20 protein-coding genes are annotated in these 21,172 nt (G+C 33.6%); 16 read left to right on the forward strand and 4 right to left on the reverse strand.

Translation table 11 applies throughout. The features are described from left to right. Positions 1-62 precede the first annotated feature (62 nt). From brnQ to MMB68_RS23545, 3 genes are all read right to left on the reverse strand, one after another. Positions 63-1,409, reverse strand: a complete 1,347-nt coding sequence (gene brnQ, locus MMB68_RS23535) for a branched-chain amino acid transport system II carrier protein (RefSeq protein ID WP_221786217.1) — start codon at positions 1,407-1,409, stop codon at positions 63-65. Positions 1,410-1,692: 283 nt separating this feature from the next. Beyond that, a complete protein-coding gene (locus MMB68_RS23540; RefSeq protein ID WP_098278675.1) occupies positions 1,693-1,920 on the reverse strand; it encodes a hypothetical protein in 228 nt (75 codons plus the stop codon). Positions 1,921-1,969: 49 nt separating this feature from the next. Further along, positions 1,970-3,604 carry an APC family permease gene (locus MMB68_RS23545; protein ID WP_269871469.1) on the reverse strand — a complete coding sequence of 545 codons (1,635 nt, stop codon included), beginning with the start codon at positions 3,602-3,604 and terminating at the stop codon, positions 1,970-1,972. 754 nt (positions 3,605-4,358) lie between these two features. Between MMB68_RS23545 and MMB68_RS23550 the strand changes: the two genes are divergently transcribed. After that, the gene (locus MMB68_RS23550; protein ID WP_277549399.1) at positions 4,359-4,643 is read left to right on the forward strand and encodes an AbrB/MazE/SpoVT family DNA-binding domain-containing protein; all 285 of its coding nucleotides are present in this window, start codon (positions 4,359-4,361) and stop codon (positions 4,641-4,643) included. 312 nt (positions 4,644-4,955) lie between these two features. On the opposite strand, the gene MMB68_RS23555 is transcribed toward MMB68_RS23550, so the two are convergent. After that, positions 4,956-6,137 carry a YhgE/Pip domain-containing protein gene (locus MMB68_RS23555; protein ID WP_277549400.1) on the reverse strand — a complete coding sequence of 394 codons (1,182 nt, stop codon included), beginning with the start codon at positions 6,135-6,137 and terminating at the stop codon, positions 4,956-4,958. A 189-nt stretch (positions 6,138-6,326) separates the two neighbouring features. Between MMB68_RS23555 and MMB68_RS23560 the strand changes: the two genes are divergently transcribed. The 15 genes from MMB68_RS23560 (at position 6,327) to MMB68_RS23630 (ending at position 21,078) form a co-directional block, all read left to right on the forward strand. Beyond that, a complete protein-coding gene (locus MMB68_RS23560) occupies positions 6,327-6,935 on the forward strand; it encodes a TetR/AcrR family transcriptional regulator (RefSeq protein WP_277549401.1) in 609 nt (202 codons plus the stop codon). Positions 6,936-7,720: 785 nt separating this feature from the next. Further along, on the forward strand, positions 7,721-8,053 hold the full coding sequence (locus MMB68_RS23565; RefSeq protein ID WP_221786212.1) for a carboxymuconolactone decarboxylase family protein: 333 nt from the start codon (positions 7,721-7,723) through the stop codon (positions 8,051-8,053). 48 nt (positions 8,054-8,101) lie between these two features. Next, positions 8,102-9,871 carry a fatty acyl-AMP ligase gene (locus MMB68_RS23570; protein WP_277549402.1) on the forward strand — a complete coding sequence of 590 codons (1,770 nt, stop codon included), beginning with the start codon at positions 8,102-8,104 and terminating at the stop codon, positions 9,869-9,871. Between the two features lie 80 nt (positions 9,872-9,951). After that, positions 9,952-10,989 carry a flavin-containing monooxygenase gene (locus MMB68_RS23575; RefSeq protein ID WP_277549403.1) on the forward strand — a complete coding sequence of 346 codons (1,038 nt, stop codon included), beginning with the start codon at positions 9,952-9,954 and terminating at the stop codon, positions 10,987-10,989. Positions 10,990-11,022: 33 nt separating this feature from the next. After that, positions 11,023-11,289, forward strand: a complete 267-nt coding sequence (locus MMB68_RS23580; RefSeq protein ID WP_277549404.1) for an acyl carrier protein — start codon at positions 11,023-11,025, stop codon at positions 11,287-11,289. Beyond that, on the forward strand, positions 11,286-12,455 hold the full coding sequence (locus tag MMB68_RS23585; RefSeq protein WP_277549405.1) for a LuxE/PaaK family acyltransferase: 1,170 nt from the start codon (positions 11,286-11,288) through the stop codon (positions 12,453-12,455). Before MMB68_RS23580 ends, MMB68_RS23585 begins: the two co-directional genes overlap by 4 nt. A 1-nt stretch (position 12,456) precedes the next feature. Continuing rightward, positions 12,457-12,861 carry an iron-sulfur cluster assembly scaffold protein gene (locus MMB68_RS23590; RefSeq protein ID WP_098334625.1) on the forward strand — a complete coding sequence of 135 codons (405 nt, stop codon included), beginning with the start codon at positions 12,457-12,459 and terminating at the stop codon, positions 12,859-12,861. A gap of 2 nt (positions 12,862-12,863) precedes the next feature. Beyond that, a complete protein-coding gene (locus MMB68_RS23595) occupies positions 12,864-14,033 on the forward strand; it encodes a cysteine desulfurase family protein (RefSeq protein WP_277549406.1) in 1,170 nt (389 codons plus the stop codon). 44 nt (positions 14,034-14,077) lie between these two features. Continuing rightward, positions 14,078-14,548 carry a DinB family protein gene (locus tag MMB68_RS23600; protein ID WP_277549407.1) on the forward strand — a complete coding sequence of 157 codons (471 nt, stop codon included), beginning with the start codon at positions 14,078-14,080 and terminating at the stop codon, positions 14,546-14,548. 154 nt (positions 14,549-14,702) lie between these two features. Further along, positions 14,703-15,032, forward strand: a complete 330-nt coding sequence (locus tag MMB68_RS23605; RefSeq protein ID WP_277549408.1) for a nucleoside triphosphate pyrophosphohydrolase — start codon at positions 14,703-14,705, stop codon at positions 15,030-15,032. A 468-nt stretch (positions 15,033-15,500) separates the two neighbouring features. Beyond that, the gene (locus tag MMB68_RS23610; protein WP_277447390.1) at positions 15,501-16,334 is read left to right on the forward strand and encodes a hypothetical protein; all 834 of its coding nucleotides are present in this window, start codon (positions 15,501-15,503) and stop codon (positions 16,332-16,334) included. A gap of 400 nt (positions 16,335-16,734) precedes the next feature. Further along, a complete protein-coding gene (locus MMB68_RS23615) occupies positions 16,735-17,529 on the forward strand; it encodes an alpha/beta fold hydrolase (protein ID WP_264408325.1) in 795 nt (264 codons plus the stop codon). A gap of 405 nt (positions 17,530-17,934) precedes the next feature. Then, entirely contained in the window at positions 17,935-18,921 is a 987-nt protein-coding gene (locus MMB68_RS23620; protein ID WP_277447391.1) for a ketoacyl-ACP synthase III, read from the forward strand. A gap of 362 nt (positions 18,922-19,283) precedes the next feature. Continuing rightward, positions 19,284-19,757: an RNA polymerase sigma factor gene (locus MMB68_RS23625; protein WP_416234887.1), complete on the forward strand. Its 474-nt coding sequence runs from the start codon at positions 19,284-19,286 to the stop codon at positions 19,755-19,757. After that, positions 19,747-21,078: a DUF4179 domain-containing protein gene (locus MMB68_RS23630; RefSeq protein ID WP_277447392.1), complete on the forward strand. Its 1,332-nt coding sequence runs from the start codon at positions 19,747-19,749 to the stop codon at positions 21,076-21,078. The genes MMB68_RS23625 and MMB68_RS23630 overlap by 11 nt, the downstream gene beginning before the upstream one ends. The last annotated feature ends 94 nt before the right edge of the window (positions 21,079-21,172 follow it).

Raw genomic sequence — 21,172 nt, forward strand, 5'->3', positions numbered from 1 at the left:
GCTTCCTTTTGATGATTTTCTCCTATTTTCAAATGGATATAACCTTTACATCAGAATATTTATTATTTATTCAGTCTAGATGACCTGTAATTAAGAAGGATTTTTACTTGTACTATGCTAAAACCTATTAATCCCCCAATAATAGCTGGAACAATCCACCCTAGTCCTAATTTATACATAGGGAGAACTCTAATAAAGAAACTATTAATAGATGAAATGTGAATACCACCCGTATTTAATCCATCAAATAGACTAATAATAAATGTCAAAAGTAAGCTCCCTTGATAAACTTCAGTTTTTCCTTTAAATAAAGGATGAAAAAAAGTTAAGAATATCAATACAATAGCTAATGGATAAATAGCTGTTAATAGAGGTATAGAAATAGCAATTAACTGCGTTAACCCGATGTTAGCAACGATTGCACTAAAACCACATAGACTAATAGCAAGTATTTTATAAGGTACCTTTGGAAATAGTTTATAAAAGAATGAAGAACAAGAAGCAACAAGTCCTACACTAGTTGTTAAACAAGCTACAGTAATCATTAATCCTAATAATATTCCACCGTAAGCTCCAAAATAATAATTCGAGACTTTTACCAAAACAGTACCTCCGTTATCTAAGTATCCAAGTTTTTCTACACTTGAAGCACCCATGTAAGAAAGAGCCGTATAAATGGTTATTAGGATAATCGCAGCAATTCCTGTTGCTTTTGCACAAATAGTCATAATGTGTTTTTTTGTTTTTGCGCCTTTTTCTTTAATAGCATTAATAATAATAATTCCAAAAACAAAAGCTGCAAGAGCATCCATTGTTAAATAACCTTCCTGAAATCCCTTGAAAAATGAGTGAATTTTATAGTTCTTCGTAGGTGCCTGAAAATCCCCAATCGGATGAATAAAAGCCATCATTACAAGCATTCCAATAAATATTAACTTAATAGGCGTTAGGAATTTTCCGATAATATTGATAGTTTTAACGGGATTTAGTGAGAAAAAGCATGTGATGCTAAAAAAGATTATGGTGAAAATAAATAAAGGTATGTGGCCTAGATCTTCCGCCAAGAAAGGTCTGACGCCTATCTCAAAAGAAACGGTTCCTGCTCTTGGTATGGAAAATAAAGGACCAATCGCTAAATAAAGTACGGTTGTAAACACAAGAGCAAACACAGGGTGTACGCGACTCGCTAGTGACTGGACATCATCTTTTCCCGAAAAACCAAATGCTAACACACCAAGTAACGGTAAACCAACTCCGGTTACTAAAAATCCGGCATTAGCTGACCAAATATTTATTCCTGCTGATTGACCAAGCATTGGTGGGAAAATTAAATTTCCTGCCCCGAAGAATAGAGCAAATAACATTAAACCAATAACTACTATAAATGAAAATGGCACTTTATCCGACATATAAAACCTCCATAAAATAACAACTTTCACTATTGTTATATAAATGAAACAAGAGACCGAAAGAATGTACAGTGTTTTTTAGAAAACTTTTCGGCCTTTTCATGTTTTGACTTCTCGCAGCATTACGATAGATAGGAATTCGACTCTTCCTATAGCCCTCGAACATATGAGAAAAGAGAAAAAGATGCCCTAGGCATCTAATAAGACAAGTAAAATATCTCAATAACATCGTCAAAAGAAGCTTTTGCTGTTGTAAGCAAATTCCCTTTTGGAAGAGTTTCTTCTATTCTAAATTATGTTCATGAGATGGGATGGACTTAAATCTTAAAATCTTTACATTTTGAATGAACACTCTTTCTTTTGTAGATATATCCAATTTAGCTAACCTTACAATTTTATCTGGATCATTAATGGATTGCATGACTATGGAATTATTAATTATTTTATTATTTTTTAATATAGAATAGTCTACCGTAAAGGTTTTTAACTTTCCTACCTTATTTTTCAACATAATAACTATCTCCACATACTTATAAAATACTTGTACTAGAAACCAATTTTTATACAGCTTTTTCTTTATCTAATTGAGATTTTATTGTTCTCTCCCTTAATCTCATTTCTTCATTTACTTTGGTGGCTTCCTTGAGGTATTCTGTTTTAAATCCACTCTTTACAGCCCAAACATAAAAAACAAGAGACAAACATGTAATGATAAGCATGTCCCAACCGTATCGAATAACATTTATTCCACCAAACTTTTCACTTCCTAAATATGAAATAACCATCATACATAATAAGTAAGTAACCATCCAAAGTCCAGCTAGGAAGTTCTTCTGGAACCCCTTCCATTTCAACTTTGCTTGATAGTAAAAGTAAATAGGAAGACCCATCATAATAATGAATAACACCTGTCCTGTAAGTGGCCACCTCGCCCAATACAGAGTTAATGACGCAAATATAAAACCTAATGGCGCAATAATACTTAATCCCTTTAGATGTAATGGTCTGTACAATTCTTTCCCCGTTCTTCTTAACGTCATGGCTGTAACAGGCCCGGTAATATAAGAGATTAATGTCGCAACTGAAATAATTTCAGCTAATACACCCCAACCTCTGAATAGAAATAAGAAAATGAATGATACGGCTAAATTGAAAAACATTGCTTGACGTGGCACACCATAAATAGGGTGCAATTTCCCTAAAACACCAGGTAAATATTTATTCTTTTCCATACCGTATATCATACGAGATGTGGTAGCAGTATAGGTTATTCCCGTTCCAGAAGGTGAAACAAATGCATCAGCGTACAATACAATAACAAGCCAGTTAATACTTAAAGCAATAGCCAAATCAGCAAATGGAGAGTTGAAATTAAGGTGACTCCATCCATGAACAACCATAGAAGGGTCAACTGCTCCAATAAAGGCAACCTGTAATAAGATATAAATAACGGTAGCAATTAGAATCGATCCTACTACAGCTAATGGAATAGAACGCCCAGGATTCTTTGCTTCTCCAGCCATATTAATAGGGCTTTGAAAACCATTAAATGCAAATACAATACCGGACGTTGCTACCGCCGTCAGTACGCTTGCCCAACCATTTGGCGCGATGCCTTCTCCAGACGTAAAATTTCCACTATGAAAACCGGCAAATAGAAGTGATCCAATTGTTAAGCCAGGAATCACTATCTTAAAGATTGTGATGAGTGAATTTGCTTTGGAAAAGAGACTTACTGTCCAATAATTTAGTAAAAAATAAATAAGTAATAAAGCAGAAGCAATGCCTAATCCAGGTAAAGTAAGCGTGCCATTTTTCACTAAACTACTTGTCCACTTTGCCCATTCCCAGGGCCAAGAACTCATGTATTGTACAGAGGCAACAGCTTCAACTGGGATAACAGATACAATAGCAATCCAGTTTGCCCAAGCAGCAATAAATCCAAGAAATGATCCATGAGAATATTGTGTATATTTAACCATACCTCCTGCTTCTGGAAACATAGATCCAAGCTCACTGTAAGAAAGTCCAATAAATAAAATAACAATCATACCGATAATCCAGGAAATAATAGCAGCAGGTCCAGCAATTTGAGCTGCTCTCCATGCCCCGAATAACCAACCTGAACCAATGATTGAACCTAGTCCAACCATTGTTAAAGAAAAAGTTCCCATCCTACGATGTAAATGATTCATTTTTTAACCTCTCTCATATAAGTTGTAGTAATTATAGAAAGACTATTACATCCTCCAAAATCCCTTTCTTTGTAAGGGAAGGATTATAGTAGATATCGTAGTCTGCTTAGCTTCAAAAGGAGTGGATACATCAGCGTAATTCGAAGAGATAGTGATACTCCTTTAAGTCATTAATAAGGATACAATGAGAGCAACTTTTTTTCTGTAGTTAGTTTATAAATATCTTCACTCCATTGAAGTGGAACTAAGAAAAGATAAACTAGTATTAAACGCTTTCATTTTTCTCCAGAGACATCGTATCTTTAATTTATACTAGGAACTATATAATCATACAGAAAACGACAAAAATTAAAAATTTTCTAAAATATTTTTTTGTGAATGATTCGATAAGAAAGAAGTGTGTATTATCCATTATTTAGATATAGATACATTTAATGTTATCATATATGGATTTAAATATTTTTTTACATATAAATAATTTAATGGATATTATTGGTTTTCTTGTGTAGATTTTTGTTTAATTCTGTAGTTTGTATCATAAAATGAGGGTTAATAAATCTTTGTTATTAGTTTAAATTCATATATTAATTTTATTAAAAGAAAAAGATAATGAGGTAAAAAGGTAATATAATACATTTTCGAGATTGGAATTACTCCAGTAAAAAATTCTCTTGTGGAGATAATTTGTCACCAAAATACAATTAATTAATAACCATTATTAAATTGAAAGATAATTTAAATTAGGAGTGAGAAAATGAAGAAAATAGGGCTGATTAAGGGTCTAGGCAAATTTGGACGTATCACATTCCCTAGTGAACTACGACGATCCTTAGGGATAAAAGGCAGTGAGAGTCATGTGGAAATGTCTATAGAAAATGAAGCAATAATTATCGGAAAATGTGGTGAAAGTAAACCCTGTGCTATAACTGGTAAGGTAAGTGATAAAAATAAAGTGTATCTAGGTAATATCGTGCTAAGCTCAGAAGGAGAAAAAATTTTATTACAACAATTAATTGATATGAAAAAACAGATTGAATGACCATTCTTTCATTTTCACCTTCTAGGAGCTACATTCCTTTCAAAATATTTGGGTCGGCTCTTACGTTGCAATGCGACTTACTACTGTATTATATATATTCACACATTAATATGCTAAGGCTTCATACGTAGACTTATATAAAAGTGGTTATGAAAAACCAACACCAACTCCTGAAGTTTAAGATCAAGTATAGGCTTATAGCTTACATGTAATTAAAGATATCAAAAGATTAATTAAAACAAATAGGACCTTGAGAGGAGTAAGTTATATATCTTGCTCTTCTCAAGGTCTTTTTTTATTAATAAATAAAAATTACTTTTCTACAGCTACCATTGGTTTTGCTTTACTTGTTGTTTTGAGTATAGAAAGTGACATGATTATAAATGAAGCCACACCTATCATTCCTAGAACAAATAAATAGCTTTCGATAGCATGCCCTTCAAAGTAGAAGATGTTACGTAGACCTTCTACACTATATTTAAAGGGAACCCATGAATAAAACCAATCTTGAGTTACTGTAGGTAGAAACTCTGGAGGTAAATTTAATACCGGAATTGAGAAGAGAAAAAGTAAGATAAATAGTGGAACCCCTACTAATCCTAACCAATTTAAAATAGCGTTTTGAAGTAAATAAAACATAAATGCAGTAAAAAGTAAAAATAAGAATGTTGCCTGGAAGTCAGATATATTAACGTTTAATACATTATCAGTAAATAAAAGGACTGTAGAAGCAATGGCTGTTGCAAATAGTAGTCCTGCAACTAATTGAGCTAAAACAGATCGGGTACTTATACGGCCATTTGTAACCTTCTTCATAATAACAAAATGAATAACAGAACTAATAATGACCGCGATCCATATTATCTGTGTAAATAAAACAGGAGCATTCCCATTGGCTGTGTGATCTCCAACTTCGTTAATGGTTTCATTCTTCACAAGTAAAGGGCTGCTCAAAAGTTTTGCTTGCGAAGGAGTAATAGTAGCTTTTTTAGCTTCTAACTGGGTAAAAATTGTATCCTGAATTTGACCATTTATTTTAGAAAGCGATTGATCGATAACCTGTTTTGTTGTATTAGCAGCCGTGTAATGCATTCCTTGATTAATAATTACCTCTACCTCTGGCTTTTGTGGTGAAGGGGATTGAAGTGACATAATTTGTTGAGACATGCTCTCTGGAATGACAATAGTCGCATAGTATTTCTTTTCATTCATTGCACTGATAGCGTCTTCTCTTGTGTCAATCACTGACCACTTAAAGGGAATATCTTTATTATCTAGTAACGCTTCTCTATAGTCCTCACTAGCATTTAGTTTTGTCTTATTAGGCAGTTCAGCACCTTTATCATTTACCACCAATGCAACAGGCAAGTCCTTCGGAGTGGGATTAACAATTGATCCTATGAAAGCAATACTGAAAATCATAACGACAATGATAATTCCTAGTAAGCTCCCCCAAAATCTTTTTTGTGAAAAAAAACTCTTAAATACGCACACGTAATCTCCCTCCTGAACATCATGTTTTCATCGACAGAGCGTTGCATAAGAAACGCCCTGTTATATACAATGTAATTATATTCCTTATTCTCACATACTCAATAATCAATATTGCGCTATTTGTTATATATACAACACATGAGTCCTGAGTGTTAATTAAAAATGAAATCATAGACAGGTGATGAAAAAATGTTAAAGAAAACAGACTTGCGTGTTATTCGAACACGAAAAATGATTAAAGAATCGTTTATTGATTTAATTCAAGAGAAAGGCTATGAATCTATTACCATTAGGGATATTGCAGACAATGCATTAATTAACAGGGCTACCTTTTATCTTCACTATGTAGATAAGCAAGATTTGGTGGATAAATTAATTGACGAAGTTTTTGAGGAACTAACAGATATTATTAACCCTTGTATATACATTCAAAAGAAAAGGGTGAAAATATCACAGTTTCAATCAATGATTGAAGCTATATTCACAAATATTTTCCACCATGCTACTTTTTATCAAATTATGTTGAGTGAAAAAGGGGTACATGGATTTAATGGCAAAATGAAAGGGGTTATCCTAGAGAAATTCAGAAAAGAATTCGCCACAATAAATTTACAAGAACAAAAATTTTCAACTCCTCCAGAATTATTAATACATTTCATTTCTTCAGCATTGATTGGTACTGTAGAATGGTGGATTAATAATGATTTAGTCTACTCTCCTAAACATATGGCAGTGCAGTTAATTAGCTTAATTACAATTGGTCCATTACAGTCCTCAGGTTTTGAAATTGAAGCATAAGATAAAATTTAACTTGTAAAGAGTTCCAAACTTACTTCAATAAGCAATTTTAAAAACAGTAGCATCACCTAGGCTTTTATAAAAAATGGGATTATATCTAGGATAACTTCTAGAAGAGATCTTGAATGCAGATAGATATAATCCCTCACACTATCATTCTCAGATTTTACCTTCATTTCCAAATGTAAATTTCATTTTTTTTTAAATTTTTTTTGTAACATTCTTTTTTGGTGAAAATGGTAGCGTTATCATATGTTTTAAAATTCAAAAAAGCATTTGAGTGTTATAGAGACATATTATACATAGTGAATTTCTCACTTTTAAATAAAGATTCATCTGCTCTAAAAAAACATCTAAACTTTCTTATATCTTATAGTCCACTTATTTTTTTAAAACTTCCCAAAAATACCTCCTGAAATAAGTCTTGCTTTGACTTTATTAATATAATTTTAAGTATAATATTGTACTTATCCTAGTGAATAAATAGCCTTTATTTTACCTCCTAAAAGTCTTGTAAAATAGTTATTAAATTATTCTTAAATTTCGAATAAAGTAATTGACAACCCAAAATATTGTTTGTAGAATCCATTTGTAGCTGCTTTTTTTACAAATAGAGGTAATTATAGGTTAATTTTCTTCTATTTAGACTTAGTAAAATTTTACCATTGAGAAAAAGGGGTGGGAAAGTCGTCCGTCGATTAAATAAGTTTTTATTATTTTAAAGTAGTTTGTTTTATTCTTCATGATAGTTACTTATATTTAAATAATGAGGGGAGAAATAAAAGATGTCAGACGATACTTTATATAAAAAATCATATTTAAATAGATTAGGTGAATTAAAGGAAAGGTCGCCAAAGGTTGCAGCAAAATTTATGCAGTTTGAACATGAAGTCTTTAATATGGGTACGATTCCTCCTAAAACAAAAGAGTTGATTGCTATTGCCGTGGCTCATACAACAGGATGTCCATATTGCATTGAAGCTCATGTAGCTAAGTATAAAAAACTAGGTGGAACTATGGATGAGATTTTAGAAGCAGTGACTGTAGCAGCTGCACTTAAAGCTGGTGCTGCAATTAGTCATAGCGTAAATGCCATCAATGCCTTTGAAAGAGAGTAGAATTTGTGATTTTGTGATTTTAGAACACTAAAAAGAGGTGTAGACCGCATGGGAAAGTTGATAGACAATCCTACTATTCCAAAAAGTAATTATTCTTCAATGATAGACTTGTTATCACATAAAGTGATGATACATCCTGAAAAAGTAGTCTACACATTTTTATCTAATGATAACCAAGATGAAACTAATATTACCTATCAAGAACTTCATATGTATGCTAAGCAAATCGCTGCTTACCTACAACATTTAGGTTTAGAAGGACAACGAGCTCTTTTAATGTATCCATCGGGGATAGACTATGTTAAAGCCTTTCTAGGATGTATCTATGCGAATGTAATACCCGTACCCGTGTACCCTCCGGGGTTAAGTCGAAATATGTTACGTTTAAAAGCGATTATGAACGATGCAGCTACTAATATTATTTTGACAACTACGCAACTGCATTCAAAAATAAGCTTTCATTTCTCAGATGAACTTTTAAACATGAATCTAAAGTGGATTCCGATTGACGATATATCTCATGATTATCAGGACCAGTGGTCACAACCAAAGATAGATAAAGAATCTTTAGCTTTTTTACAATATACTTCAGGATCTACATCTTCTCCTAAAGGAGTAATGGTCACTCACGGTAATATTTTGCATAATGAAGCCATGATTAAAGCAGCTTGTCAGCATAACAAGGATACAGTCATGCTCGGATGGCTACCAATGTATCATGACATGGGGTTAATAGGTAACATTCTACAACCACTATATCTTGGAGCAAAATGTGTATTTATGTCACCAATGGATTTTTTACAAAAGCCTTTTCGATGGCTAAGTGCTATTTCAAAGTACAAAGCGACTATTAGTGGTGGACCCAATTTTGCTTATGACTTATGTCTAAAAAAGATTACAGATGAACAAAAGAAGCAGCTTGATTTAAGTAGTTGGGAAGTTGCTTTTAATGGTGCTGAACCCGTGCGTTATGAAACTATTCAAAAGTTCGCACAGGCTTTTAAAGATTGTGGTTTTAAACTAAATCAATTTTTTCCGTGCTACGGTATGGCTGAGGCTACATTATTTATAACAGGTAATGAAAAATTAACAAAACCTGTCTCCAAAGGCTTTTGCAAAGAAAATCTTTTAGAAAATAAAGCTATAGAGAGACCTATAAATTCTGAAAATTCAGTTAAATTAGTTGGTTGTGGTATGACTTGGCTTGATCAGAAAGTAGAAATTGTTAATACTGATTCCTTGTCCAAGTGTGCATCAAATGAAATAGGTGAAATTTGGGTTAAAGGAGACAGTATAGCAAAAGGATATTTTGGACGGAAACAAGAAACAAATTATGCGTTTAATAATACAGTAAAAGACACAAATGAAAATGGCTTTTTACGAACTGGGGATTTAGGGTTTTTTCATGAAGGCCAACTTTTTGTAACAGGTAGACTAAAAGATGTCATTGTATTAAGAGGGAAAAACCATTACCCACAAGATATTGAATTAACTGTGGAAAAAGCAGATCAAACTATTATTTCAGGAGCCAGTGCTGCGTTCTCTGTTGATATTAATGGGGAAGAAAAGTTGATTATAGTTGCCGAAATTGAACGTAAATATAGGCCTAGACCACACAATGAAAGAGAATTAAAAGGTTATTTAGACAGTGTTTTAAGGAACATCCGTCAACAAGTAATGGAGGAACATGAAGTTCAACCATACGCTATTTCCCTTTTAAAGACTAGCAGTATACCAAAAACATCTAGTGGGAAAATCCAAAGAAGTGCTTGTAAAAACGCGTATTTAAATAATGGTTTAGAGGTTTGGCATAATTAAATTCGTTCTTTTCTCTCTTTTCTAATAAACTCATCCTACTATGCATAATGTACTTACCATTGTTGAAGGAGGGATGTTAAATGGGAAATTCATATAACACAATTGTAATTGGTGCTGGGCAAGCAGGACTAGCTATTGGCTATTATTTAAAACAAAAATCTCTTTCATTTTTAATTATAGATTCTAATAGTAGAGTTGGGGACTCTTGGCGTCATCGTTACGATTCTTTAACCTTGTTTACACCTAGATCTCATAGTGCTCTACCGGGAATGAACGTAGAAGGGCCACCACATGGTTACCCTAACAAAGATGAGATTGCGGATTATTTAGAAAACTACAGTCGTTATTATGATTTTCCAGTCCAACTGAATACATCGGTTATTAATCTATTTAAAGAAAATAAGAAGTTTCACCTCGTTACCAGTAAAGGAAATTATGTAGCGGAAAATATAGTAGTTGCAACTGGTCCCTTTCAAAAACCCTTTGTACCAGATATTGAGAAAGATGTCTCAAAAGACATTTTCCAGATTCATGCAGCTCATTATAAAAATCCAACCCAATTAAAGGAAGGAACGACTTTAGTAGTGGGTGCCGGTAATTCAGGGGTACAGATTGCAACGGAGTTAGCCGAAAGCAGAGAAGTTTATCTATCTGTAGGTAAACGAATGAAATTCCTACCCTATACCTTACTAAATAGGAGTATTTTTTGGTGGTTCCAAGTGCTTGGAGTATCAAAAGCAACTATTCATTCAAAATTGGGGCAGTTTATGAAAAAAAATGATCCAATTATAGGAAAAGAGTTAAAACCACTGCTAAGTAGAGGAGCTGTTAACAAGGTTTCAAAAGTTTCAAAGGCAGACGGTAAGCGTTTAATTTGTCAAAACGGCGAGAAGGTCCAACCAGAGAATATCATCTGGGCCACTGGTTACCACAATGATTACGAATGGATTGAAGTCCTTAATATAGTTGATAAAAACAATAATGTGATTCATGATCGAGGCATAACAAAAGAAAAGGGTCTTTACTTTCTAGGGTTATCATGGCAATACCGAAGAGGTTCCGCCTTATTATTAGGGGTTGGAGAAGACGCCAAGTTCTTGGCAAATCATATAACTTAATTGATATGAAAAGTTTTAGTGGGGGTCCTAACTATGGAAAACGATAAGATTTTTACGATGATAAGAGAGTCTATTTTAGTTTTTTCACCTTTAAAAGAAACGGATATTAAAATAGATAGCAATTTGTCTGGAGATTTATCACTGGATTCAACTGATCGCCTAGAACTTGTTTTAGATTTAGAGCAAAAGTTAGATATTAGCATTCCAACTGAGGACTATGGCTGGTGCAAAACGATTGAGGAGGTTGTGTTGTTAGTAAAACAAATACAAGCTCAGAACACTAAGGAGGCTATTAAATGAACTTATCTACTCAGTTAAAAGAACTAGGATTATCCCCATTAAATACATTAGTCGGCAGTGCTCATAACCTTTATAAAATGCCTTTTGATACAGTAAATGAATATAAAGGTAGCGTTATCGCAGATAACTTTAACTATCATTATGAAAACAACGAATTTTATCGTGATTTATGTAAGAAGAAAAACATTAGCCATCAGGATATAAAGGGTTTTAATGATTTAGCAAAAATCCCTTTAATTCCAGTTCAAACATTTAAACAATGCGATTCTCACCTTCTTATGACATCGAAATTAAACGAAGTTGAATTCGAAATGAGAAGTACAGGGACAAGTGGGATTCCTAGTGTATCTCGTCGTGATCGTTTAACGATGGACAGTGCATTTGATAGTGTTGTAACTACCTATAGAGAGTTCTTTAAGTTTTCCAGAGGGATGGGATTATTCCTTTTCCCACCAACTGAAGAAATGCCTGAAATGGGAATGGTAAAAGCACTGAACGTTTTTGCTGGTTTATTAGATGGTAGCGTTAATTTAGTGAAAAAGATAACATTCAACCCTGAAAAGGCTGTAGAAGTCTTACAGAGTTGGGATGGAAAGCATACTAGACACATAGTAGGTCCCCCATTTTTAGTATATAGATTAATTAAATATTGTATGGATCGCAATATTAAACTTAATTTAGAAAAGAATAGCTTTATTATTACGCTTGGAGGATGGAAAAGGTTCACTGGTGAAGAAATTCCACGAGCAGAATTTAATGAGCTTTGTCATGAATACTTAGGCGTTCAATCATACAATGTAAGGGATATGTATGGATTAGTAGAAGCTAATATGCTGGCAGTAGAATGCCATAAACAAGAAAAACATATTCCACCATGGGTCCACGTTTCTATGCGTAACCCACACAATGTCTTAGAAGAAGTTGAATATGGAGAAAGAGGCATTATTGCTATTTATGACCCAACTTCTATTTCTTATCCAGGCTTCATTCTGACAGAAGATGTTGGCTATTTAAGAAAAGATACATCTTGTGAATGTGGTCGTAATGGACAGACGTTAGTATATATTTCAAGGATGCCAGGCGTAGAAGTAGGTTGTTGTGCAATTAACCTTGAAAAGTTTATCGAAGAAAAAGAAAAAGGCATGGCTGTCAAAGGAGGAATTTAAAATGTTCAATGATATAATCTGTGACCATTTTATGAATCCTAGGAATATTGGTGAACTTACAGATGCGGACTATGTGATCGAAATCAGTAATCCTATTTGTGGTGATACAGTACACATGTATTTAAGGTTAAACCAAGAGGTTATCTCCGATGTAGCTTATAGAGCTTATGGATGCTCTACGTCTATTGCTACAGCAAGTATTGTTTCAGAAAAAATAGTTAGTATGTCTAAAGCTGAAATTTCGTCTATTATACGCGATGATGTTGTTGAATGGTTAGGTGAGTTAGAACCTTCACAGCTTCATTGTGTTGATATCGCTTTAAATATTCTAAATCAGTGCGCAAATCCAACAAAAAAGAAATTTGAACAGAAAGAATTTCTGGTTGAAGGGGAAGGTGCATTTTAACAATGCATACACCTATTTATTTTGACTATAATGCCACTACTCCTATTGATCCAAGAGTACTAGAAGGTATGTTACCGTATCTTCAAAATCATTTTGGAAATCCGTCGAGTACTTATTCTATAGGGTATCGCGCTAAAGAGGCCATTGAAATAGCACGTAAAGATATAGCTAATCTTATTGGTGTTGAGGATAGTAATATATTTTTTACAAGTGGTGGATCTGAGGCAAATTCCACTATATTAAAGGGCATAGCAGCTAAAAATTCAAAGAGGAAACATATTATTACAAGTGCAATTGAACATCCAGCTATCTTAAAAACTTGTGATTACTTAAGAAAGCATCATGGATTTCAAATTACCACAATACCTGTCAATTCGGCTGGTATTGTGGATCTTAATGATATCGAAAGAGCTATAACTAGCCAAACCGTTCTTGTTACAGTCATGATGGTAAATAATGAAATTGGGTCTATACAGCCTATAAAAGAAATAGGTAACCTGTGTAAAAAGCACAATATTCATTTCCATTGCGATGCAGTGCAGGCAGTTGGGAAAATAACAGTTAATTTAAAGGAACTTCCAATTGATAGTTTATCCATGTCAGCACATAAAATTTATGGACCTAAGGGAGTAGGGTGTTTATATTTACGTGAAGATGTGAATATTCCTCCTCTTATCCTTGGGGGATCTCAAGAATTTGGTATGCGTTCTGGAACAGAAAATGTAGCAGGTATTGTCGGTTTTGGGATTGCTGCAAAAATAGTTCAAGAAGATCTATACTTAAATTTTACAAAGACAGAGTACCTACGTGACTTATTCTTAACTAATCTCCAAGCAGAAATTGAGGATTGTTTAATAAACGGAGACATACATGCTAATGTTCCCTCCACGATAAACATTCAATTTTCTGGGATTAGAGGGGAATCCTTAGCAAGTATGTTAAATGAATTGGGAATTTGTGTATCTATTGCTTCCGCATGTAGCTCTACTTCATCAAAACTTTCACATGTATTAAAAGCAATTGGAAAGACAGATGACGAGATTAGAAGCTCAATTCGTATAAGTATAGGAGCACTAACCACTGAAGATGAAATAAATCAGCTAGTTAGATATTTAAAGCATTCTGTTGTGAGATTACGTTCTTTCTCACCTAAATATCAAATACCTGTATAGGAATATTAAAGTAAAAAATAATGATTGTAAGGTAGTGAGACTATATGAATGAATTAGTATTTAAGCAGTTTAAAGTGGCAAAGGATTACTTTATAAGAAATGTAGAATCTATTTCTAAAGAAGTAGCGAGTGTTCAGCCAGATGGTTTTAACAATACAATTCATTGGCATGTTGGCCATGTATTAACATTCACTGAGCAATTAATGTTTGGCTTTCCAGAAAAAACGACTTACCTTCCAGCAAACTATATCGAATTGTTTGATAATGGTACAAAACCAGCTGATTGGAAGGATGAGGTACCTAGCTTATACGAATTGATTATTCAGCTCAAGGATCAGGCCATTCGTCTTCAGCAAATTCCAAATGAACAATTAAAGAAAACACTTCAAAAACCATTTATGGGATTTGAAACTTTTGAAGAATTAGCAGGTTTGGCCGTATTACATGAATCCAATCATTTAGGACACATTCAAGCAATGAAACGTGTTGTTGAATGTGAAAATGTAAAAAACTAATCAATGTAGATACAGATGAAAATACCTTCTAACAGTTTATATTAATAAGTTCTAAACAAAAACAAGCATTTGTTTTCAAAGGCTTGTTTTTTTGTTTAGATAGTTCTGCTACGTCTGTATAGTAAACACTCTAATTATAAAGGAGATAAGATATATGACCATTTATAATAAACTAATTAGAGACCGCATACCCGAAATTATCCAAGAATCCGAAGGCGAGTGTGTGGTTGAAGTTTTAACAGAACAGGATTATTTAATAGAACTTCAAAGGAAAAGTCAGGAAGAATTAAATGAGTATTTAGCAGCTTCTAACTCAAATGAGGCTATAGAAGAACTTGCAGATTTATTAGAAGTAATCTATGGATTAACAAAGTGTCATGGATTTTCCATCGAAGATTTGGAGACAGTTAGACGATATAAAGCTGATAAAAGAGGAGTCTTTGATAAAAAATTATTTCTAGTGGAAGTTCGTAAGAAGGAGTAAATTTAATCTCATTAATGTTGTGAAACAGTATCAAATATACCGTCAGTAGAAGTATAGTTTATAGTCATTTTACACACCTTTCTAGTTATGTAATTGCATCTAATTCACCAATATTATCCAAATGAACCTATTTAATTGATTATATTTCCATATTTAACAATCGGCATTTATTTGATAAAATAATTTTTGACAAACCCTATAAGCATTATCTGGTATTTATATTTTGGGATTTTTTATGAAAGCTCACTTAAAAGGCATGCGTATTAATACGCATGCCTTTTAAGATTTATTATTTTTATTAAACACAATTTATTATAAGTAAGTTTACGTAATTACTTATCGATTTTTACTTAATTCTGTGTTTGGGTATAGAGGCTATACTTGTATGGATAGGTCTGCACAGTTTCTCCACATCTATTTGATATAAATGGTGGACAACAGTACTTATTACAATGAAAGGGTGTATATATGAAAAAGTTACTATTTGTCGCGGTATCTCTCTTAACTATGATTTCTTTGGTAGCATGTAATAAGGATTCTGAATATAAGCAGATGAAACACGACATGGCAAACATGGACCATAACGATTCTTCAAAAGAAAAACGACAAGTTGCCGTACAAACCGATTGGAAGTTTGAACATTATCCTCAGGCTAATACAACCAATCAGTTAACAATCACAATCAAAGATAATAAAGGGAAGCCTATTTCCGAATTTGAGGTAAATCATGAAAAGAAAATGCATCTGATTGTTGCAAGCAAAGACTTGTCAAAATATCAACACATCCATCCTACTTATAAGGGAAAAGGTGTTTTTACAGTACCTGTTACGTTTACTCAGGGAGGATCATTTAAATTAATTGCTGACTTTGTACCGAAAGGACAATCGGATACAGTTCAAATGCATACGGTTTCTGTTAAGGGAAATACATCAGCTCCTGTTAGCCTTATACCTGATAAGAAATTATTAAAAACTGTTGATGGAAATCAAGTGTCTCTTAAAATAGATAGCCAGCTAAAAGCGAATGAGGAAACTATGCTAAATTTTCATTTTGAAGACGCTAAAACCAAACAGCCTATTCAGGATTTACAACCATACCTTGGAGCTGTAGGACACGTTGTCATTCTAAATCAAGACGCAACAAAATATCTGCACGTACACCCAATGGATGAAAGGATAAAAGGATCTAAAGCTATGTTCCATACCACATTTCCTTCACCTGGCGTCTATAAAATTTGGGGAGAGTTTCAGCGTAGTAACAAAGTCTTTATAGTTCCATTCGTAGTGGAAGTTAGTAAATAACTAAAAAAGAATCTGTCTCTGTGAGTCATTCGTCAATCATTCTTTCTGTATAAACTACTTCAGGTAAATTAGATCATCCAAAATGCATTTATATTACAACAAGGAACTACTGTTGAGGGACAGTAGTTCCTTCTGTTTTTAGACTGTATAACCTATACTTGTTCAGTTCACATAATGTGCTTTTTAGGAACAAAAAAGAGCACCTAATCACTTACCGGTGCTCTTTTTCTCTTTTTTAGATATTAATACAGATTCATAGATAAACCAATAAACTAATGGTTATACAATAATCAAAATAAATCCATTTTCAAAAGAAATTTTGTTAAGATTACAATATATGTATGGAAAAATCAAATGTTCATGCAGATACATTTGTCATACACAGAAAGGGGAAAAAAATTTGTCGATTTACTATAAAGTAATTGGAGATGGATATCCCATCGTTATGTTGCATGGGTGGACACTTGACCATCAAGTGATGTTAAATGCAATGGAACCGTTATTCGAGAAACGAAGCCATTGGAAGAGAATATACATAGACTTACCAGGGATGGGCAATTCTGAGCCTCAATTGTCTATTCAGAACTCTGATAATATTTTAGAAGCGATATTATGTCTTTTGGACGAAATTATACCTGACCAACAGTTTATTGTTTGTGGCAATTCATATGGAGGATACATTGCCAGAGGTATAGTTCGTTCACGTCAGGACAAAGTTCGTGGATTACTACTAATGGCACCATTGATTATACCTGAATATGATGAAAGAGTGGTGCCCCAACAGACTGTTCTAAAGAAAGACAACGACTTGATATCACGTTTGTCTCCAGAGGAGGCTGATGAATTTTGTTCCATGGGGGTAGTCCAAGGTCAAACTGAATGGGAGAGGTTTCAAAATGAAATTTTACTTCCTTCTAAACAAACAAATCATGAATTTGTAAGCAGCATTCGTCAAAATGGATATGGCTTTACCTTTGATATTTCATTTAAACTTGAGCATCCCACACTCATTATAACAGGGCGTCAGGATAATGTAGTGGGATATCATGATGCGTGGCAACTAATCGAAGATTACCCAAGGGCAACTTTTGCAGTGCTTGATATGGCTGGTCACAACCTACAAATTGAACAAACTGATGTATTTAACGAATTAGTTCATAACTGGTTAAACAGACTTGAATTGGATAACTTTTGATTGGTATGACTTATCTTTATACTCATACTTAACATAATCACTCTTTCCGGAACTCATGCAAAAAACAAACCCTTGGTACTCAAGGGCTTGTTCGCCTTTTGAGTTTATCGTTTATACAGCTTTTTATAGATCCCTTATTTATAAAGGTTTGATGCAAGAGAAATAATAAAATGAATGAATAAAAAAATTTGGGTTTTATGCATATGGTCATTACCTTAACCCTCTAATAAGCTTACTAAATATAAACCTCTTCCAGGTATAATTCGGGAGAGGTTTATATTTTTATCATTAAGCTTGAATGAATTTAATTTACAATTTTTTCATATAAAATCATTGACTTTATTAGTACCTAGTACTAATATCAATTTATATATCTTGGTAATAAATAAGAGAAGGGTGAATACAATGAAATCAACTGCACGTATTACAGCAATAGGTACATATGTACCAGAAAAAAGACTTACCAATGACGATTTAGAAAGAATTGTAGATACAAACGATGAATGGATCTTGAAACGAACTGGCATGAGGGAAAGAAGAATTGCTGATGAAAACGAATATTCTTCTGACCTAGCTATTAAAGCAATTGAAAACTTAGTGGAGCAATATCAGAAAGAGTTAAAGGATGTAGGATGTATCGTTGTCTCAACTACAACACCGGACTATGCATTTCCAAGCGTAGCAGCCCAAATACAAGATTACTTTGATATTCTTACAACCGGGGCTTTAGACTTTAACGCTACCTGTGCTGGTTTTACATACGGATTACACATGGCAAACGCTTTTATTACATCAGGACTTCATCATAAAGTCCTAATCGTAACTGCAGAAACGTTATCAAAGGTTACAGATTATACAGATCGCACTACATGTGTCCTATTTGGGGATGGAGCTGCAGCTGTTTTGGTCGAAAGTGACGTAGAACGCCCGAGTTTTATTGCTACGCATATCGGTACAAATGGAAAAGGAGGTAAACATGTATACCGAACCAATTTATCTACTACTATGCATGGACAACCTTTGAGTTCGAGTGGGAAGATGGTGCAAAACGGAAGGGAAGTATATAAGTGGGCATCTCGAACAATTCCTTTAGGTATATCTGAATTGCTAGAACAAGCAAATCTACAAAAGAAAGAAGTAAATTGGTTCGTTCCACACAGTGCCAATTTACGAATGATTGAGTCTATATGTGAAAGATCAGAGTTTCCAGTTGAGAAGACATTAACTAGTGTTGAGTACATGGGAAACACTTCTTCCGTTTCCATTCCTCTAGCACTACAAATAGGGATAAACGACGGGAAATTAAAAAATGGAGATGTTCTCTTACTCTACGGATTTGGAGGAGGCCTTACCCACGCAGGCCACCTTATTAAATGGGATTTAGGTAAGTAGTAAATCATTAATGTATACCATTACAACAAAAATTCTACAGCTTATACTATCTTTAATAAACGGAAGAATGAAAACAATAAACAAAGAAAATTAAATGCATTTCTACTAGAAAGCTATCTCGGTTGCCAATGGCGGGATAGCTTTTTATATTTTCTATAATCTTTACCATGCTCTTAGTCAAAAACACCTTGACTAAAAGGTAATTAGAGTCTTTTTATACCGCTAGTTCATTTTTTTTATTAAAACTTTAAGCCAAATGCCAAGTAATTTTGTCTAATAAGTATAAAAGGAAAAAGAAGAGAGGAAGGATTTCAATTATTAGGATCGTTAAGAAAGCTCAAAAAGGTAATGATAAAGCTTTTTTGAAGCTTTTTCAGACATATGAACAAGATATTTATCGAATGGCTTATGTATATGTCAAAAATAAGGATGATGCGCTCGATGTAGTACAAGAAGTAGCCTACCGTTCTTTTAAAAAGGTAAATACATTAAAAAAGCCTGAATACTTTAAGACATGGTTAATCAAGATTACCATTAGGTGCGCAATCGATCATCTAAGAAAAAATAGCAAGGTCGTTCAATTACATCCAGAACATGAGGAAATCATCGGTTCAGACATTGAAGATATTCCCCTTACATTGTCCCTTCACCAACTAGTAGAAGAATTAAATGAAGATGAAAAAAGTGTTATTATTTTACGGTTTTATGAAGGCTATTCTTTTAGGGAAATAGCTGAGACGTTAACCATTCCTTTGGGCACGGCAAAATCTATTTTATATCGTGCTTTAGCTAAACTTCGTAAACAAGTGAAAGGCGTTGGTATTTATGAAGAATAAACTAAAACAAGAACTTGAACAAATTGAAATTCCAAAAGAATTACATAGGAGAGCCAAACTCGGTGTAGAAAAGGCTAAATCAGAGCAACCAAGAAGAACATTTAAAAAAGCAATTGTATTTCCGGCTGCCGCAGCCTTATTCCTTATAGGCTCTACAGGTGTAAGTGCCACGGCCTTTCCAAGTTTTAACCACTTACTATCTCTTGTTAGTCCCGACATTGCCTTGCTTCTTCAGCCTATTGAAACCACTAGTGAAGATAAAGGAATAAAAATGAAGGTTATAGGTGCCATGAATGATGATGAAATGGCTGTTATTTATGTTACGATGCAAGATTTAACCGGTAACCGCATAGACAAAACGTTGGACCTTTATGATTACACACTAACTGAAGGGCATATGTTTAATAGCCAAATTGTTGACTACGATAAAGATACAAACACAGCGACGTTACGAGTTCAAGCAAACGGAGGCACAAACTTTAATCATAAAAAAATCAATTTGCGAATAAGCTCTTTCCTTAGCCACAAGCATAACCATGATGGTATTCATGTAGACACTCACTTAGCAGATTTAAAAAATAAAGAAGTAGCGACAGTTTCTCTTAACTCAGATAGTACGTCTGGAGGTGGTGGAGAGATGTTTGATAAACTTGAAAAAGGTGAAAAGATAGAAATCTTAAAACCTAATGAAAACATTCTTTCTCTGCCAAAAATAAAATTTATGCATGTATCCAACATTGGATTTGTGGATGGTCAACTTCACGTTCAAACAAAATGGTCCGACGACGATATAGATAGCCACGGAGATTTTTACTTAGTTGATTCCTTTGGAAAGCAGATAAATGCTTCTTCAAACGTCCATTACGGAGTAGATAAATCAGGGAAAACCGTTTACGGAAATAAATATGTAGAATATATTTTTGATGTAAATAATGAAGATCTTAGTAAGTTAAAGCTGATGGGACACCTTGTATCTAACGGTAATTTTACAAAAGGTGATTGGAGCACTACATTTAAACTCCATTCTGTAGAAAATGAAAAAAGCCTGAACTTTAATGAAGACTTGGGCAGTTGGAAAGCAACTAAAATGACCCTTTCATCTCTAGGTGTAACGCTATATGGAAAAGGCCAATTTAAAGATACTGATAACATAAAAGTGAGTGTGAAAATGAAAAATGGAAGCATTCAATCACTCGACTCATTACAAAACTTTAGTGATAATAAAAGCGTTAAAGCTAAATTTCTACCTTCTTCTCCGTTAGATTTATCAAAAATCAAAGCAATCAATGTAAATGGTACAGTTATCAAAGTATCTAAATAAAAGATAAAGCTAAGTTTCTTGTTCATAGGATTAAGAAACTTAGCTTTTTTAGCATTAACTATTTTAATAGCTCGCTTTGATGTTGAATAGTTAA

The sequence above is a fragment of the Priestia sp. Y58 genome (genome assembly GCF_029522095.1).
Classification (GTDB): Bacteria; Bacillota; Bacilli; order Bacillales; family Bacillaceae_H; genus Priestia; species Priestia megaterium_E.

Excerpts from the sequence above, each read along its gene's own strand:
- MMB68_RS23545 (WP_269871469.1), bottom strand. The coding sequence starts at position 3,604 with ATGAATCATTTACATCGTAGGATGGGAACTTTTTCTTTAACAATGGTT.
- MMB68_RS23575 (WP_277549403.1), top strand. The coding sequence starts at position 9,952 with ATGGGAAATTCATATAACACAATTGTAATTGGTGCTGGGCAAGCAGGA.
- MMB68_RS23585 (WP_277549405.1), top strand. The coding sequence starts at position 11,286 with ATGAACTTATCTACTCAGTTAAAAGAACTAGGATTATCCCCATTAAAT.
- MMB68_RS23565 (WP_221786212.1), top strand. The coding sequence starts at position 7,721 with ATGTCAGACGATACTTTATATAAAAAATCATATTTAAATAGATTAGGT.
- MMB68_RS23620 (WP_277447391.1), top strand. The coding sequence starts at position 17,935 with ATGAAATCAACTGCACGTATTACAGCAATAGGTACATATGTACCAGAA.
- MMB68_RS23605 (WP_277549408.1), top strand. The coding sequence starts at position 14,703 with ATGACCATTTATAATAAACTAATTAGAGACCGCATACCCGAAATTATC.
- MMB68_RS23550 (WP_277549399.1), top strand. The coding sequence starts at position 4,359 with ATGAAGAAAATAGGGCTGATTAAGGGTCTAGGCAAATTTGGACGTATC.
- MMB68_RS23600 (WP_277549407.1), top strand. The coding sequence starts at position 14,078 with ATGAATGAATTAGTATTTAAGCAGTTTAAAGTGGCAAAGGATTACTTT.
- MMB68_RS23570 (WP_277549402.1), top strand. The coding sequence starts at position 8,102 with ATGGGAAAGTTGATAGACAATCCTACTATTCCAAAAAGTAATTATTCT.
- MMB68_RS23630 (WP_277447392.1), top strand. The coding sequence starts at position 19,747 with ATGAAGAATAAACTAAAACAAGAACTTGAACAAATTGAAATTCCAAAA.
- MMB68_RS23540 (WP_098278675.1), bottom strand. The coding sequence starts at position 1,920 with ATGTTGAAAAATAAGGTAGGAAAGTTAAAAACCTTTACGGTAGACTAT.
- MMB68_RS23560 (WP_277549401.1), top strand. The coding sequence starts at position 6,327 with ATGTTAAAGAAAACAGACTTGCGTGTTATTCGAACACGAAAAATGATT.
- MMB68_RS23610 (WP_277447390.1), top strand. The coding sequence starts at position 15,501 with ATGAAAAAGTTACTATTTGTCGCGGTATCTCTCTTAACTATGATTTCT.
- MMB68_RS23595 (WP_277549406.1), top strand. The coding sequence starts at position 12,864 with ATGCATACACCTATTTATTTTGACTATAATGCCACTACTCCTATTGAT.
- brnQ (WP_221786217.1), bottom strand. The coding sequence starts at position 1,409 with ATGTCGGATAAAGTGCCATTTTCATTTATAGTAGTTATTGGTTTAATG.
- MMB68_RS23590 (WP_098334625.1), top strand. The coding sequence starts at position 12,457 with ATGTTCAATGATATAATCTGTGACCATTTTATGAATCCTAGGAATATT.
- MMB68_RS23580 (WP_277549404.1), top strand. The coding sequence starts at position 11,023 with ATGGAAAACGATAAGATTTTTACGATGATAAGAGAGTCTATTTTAGTT.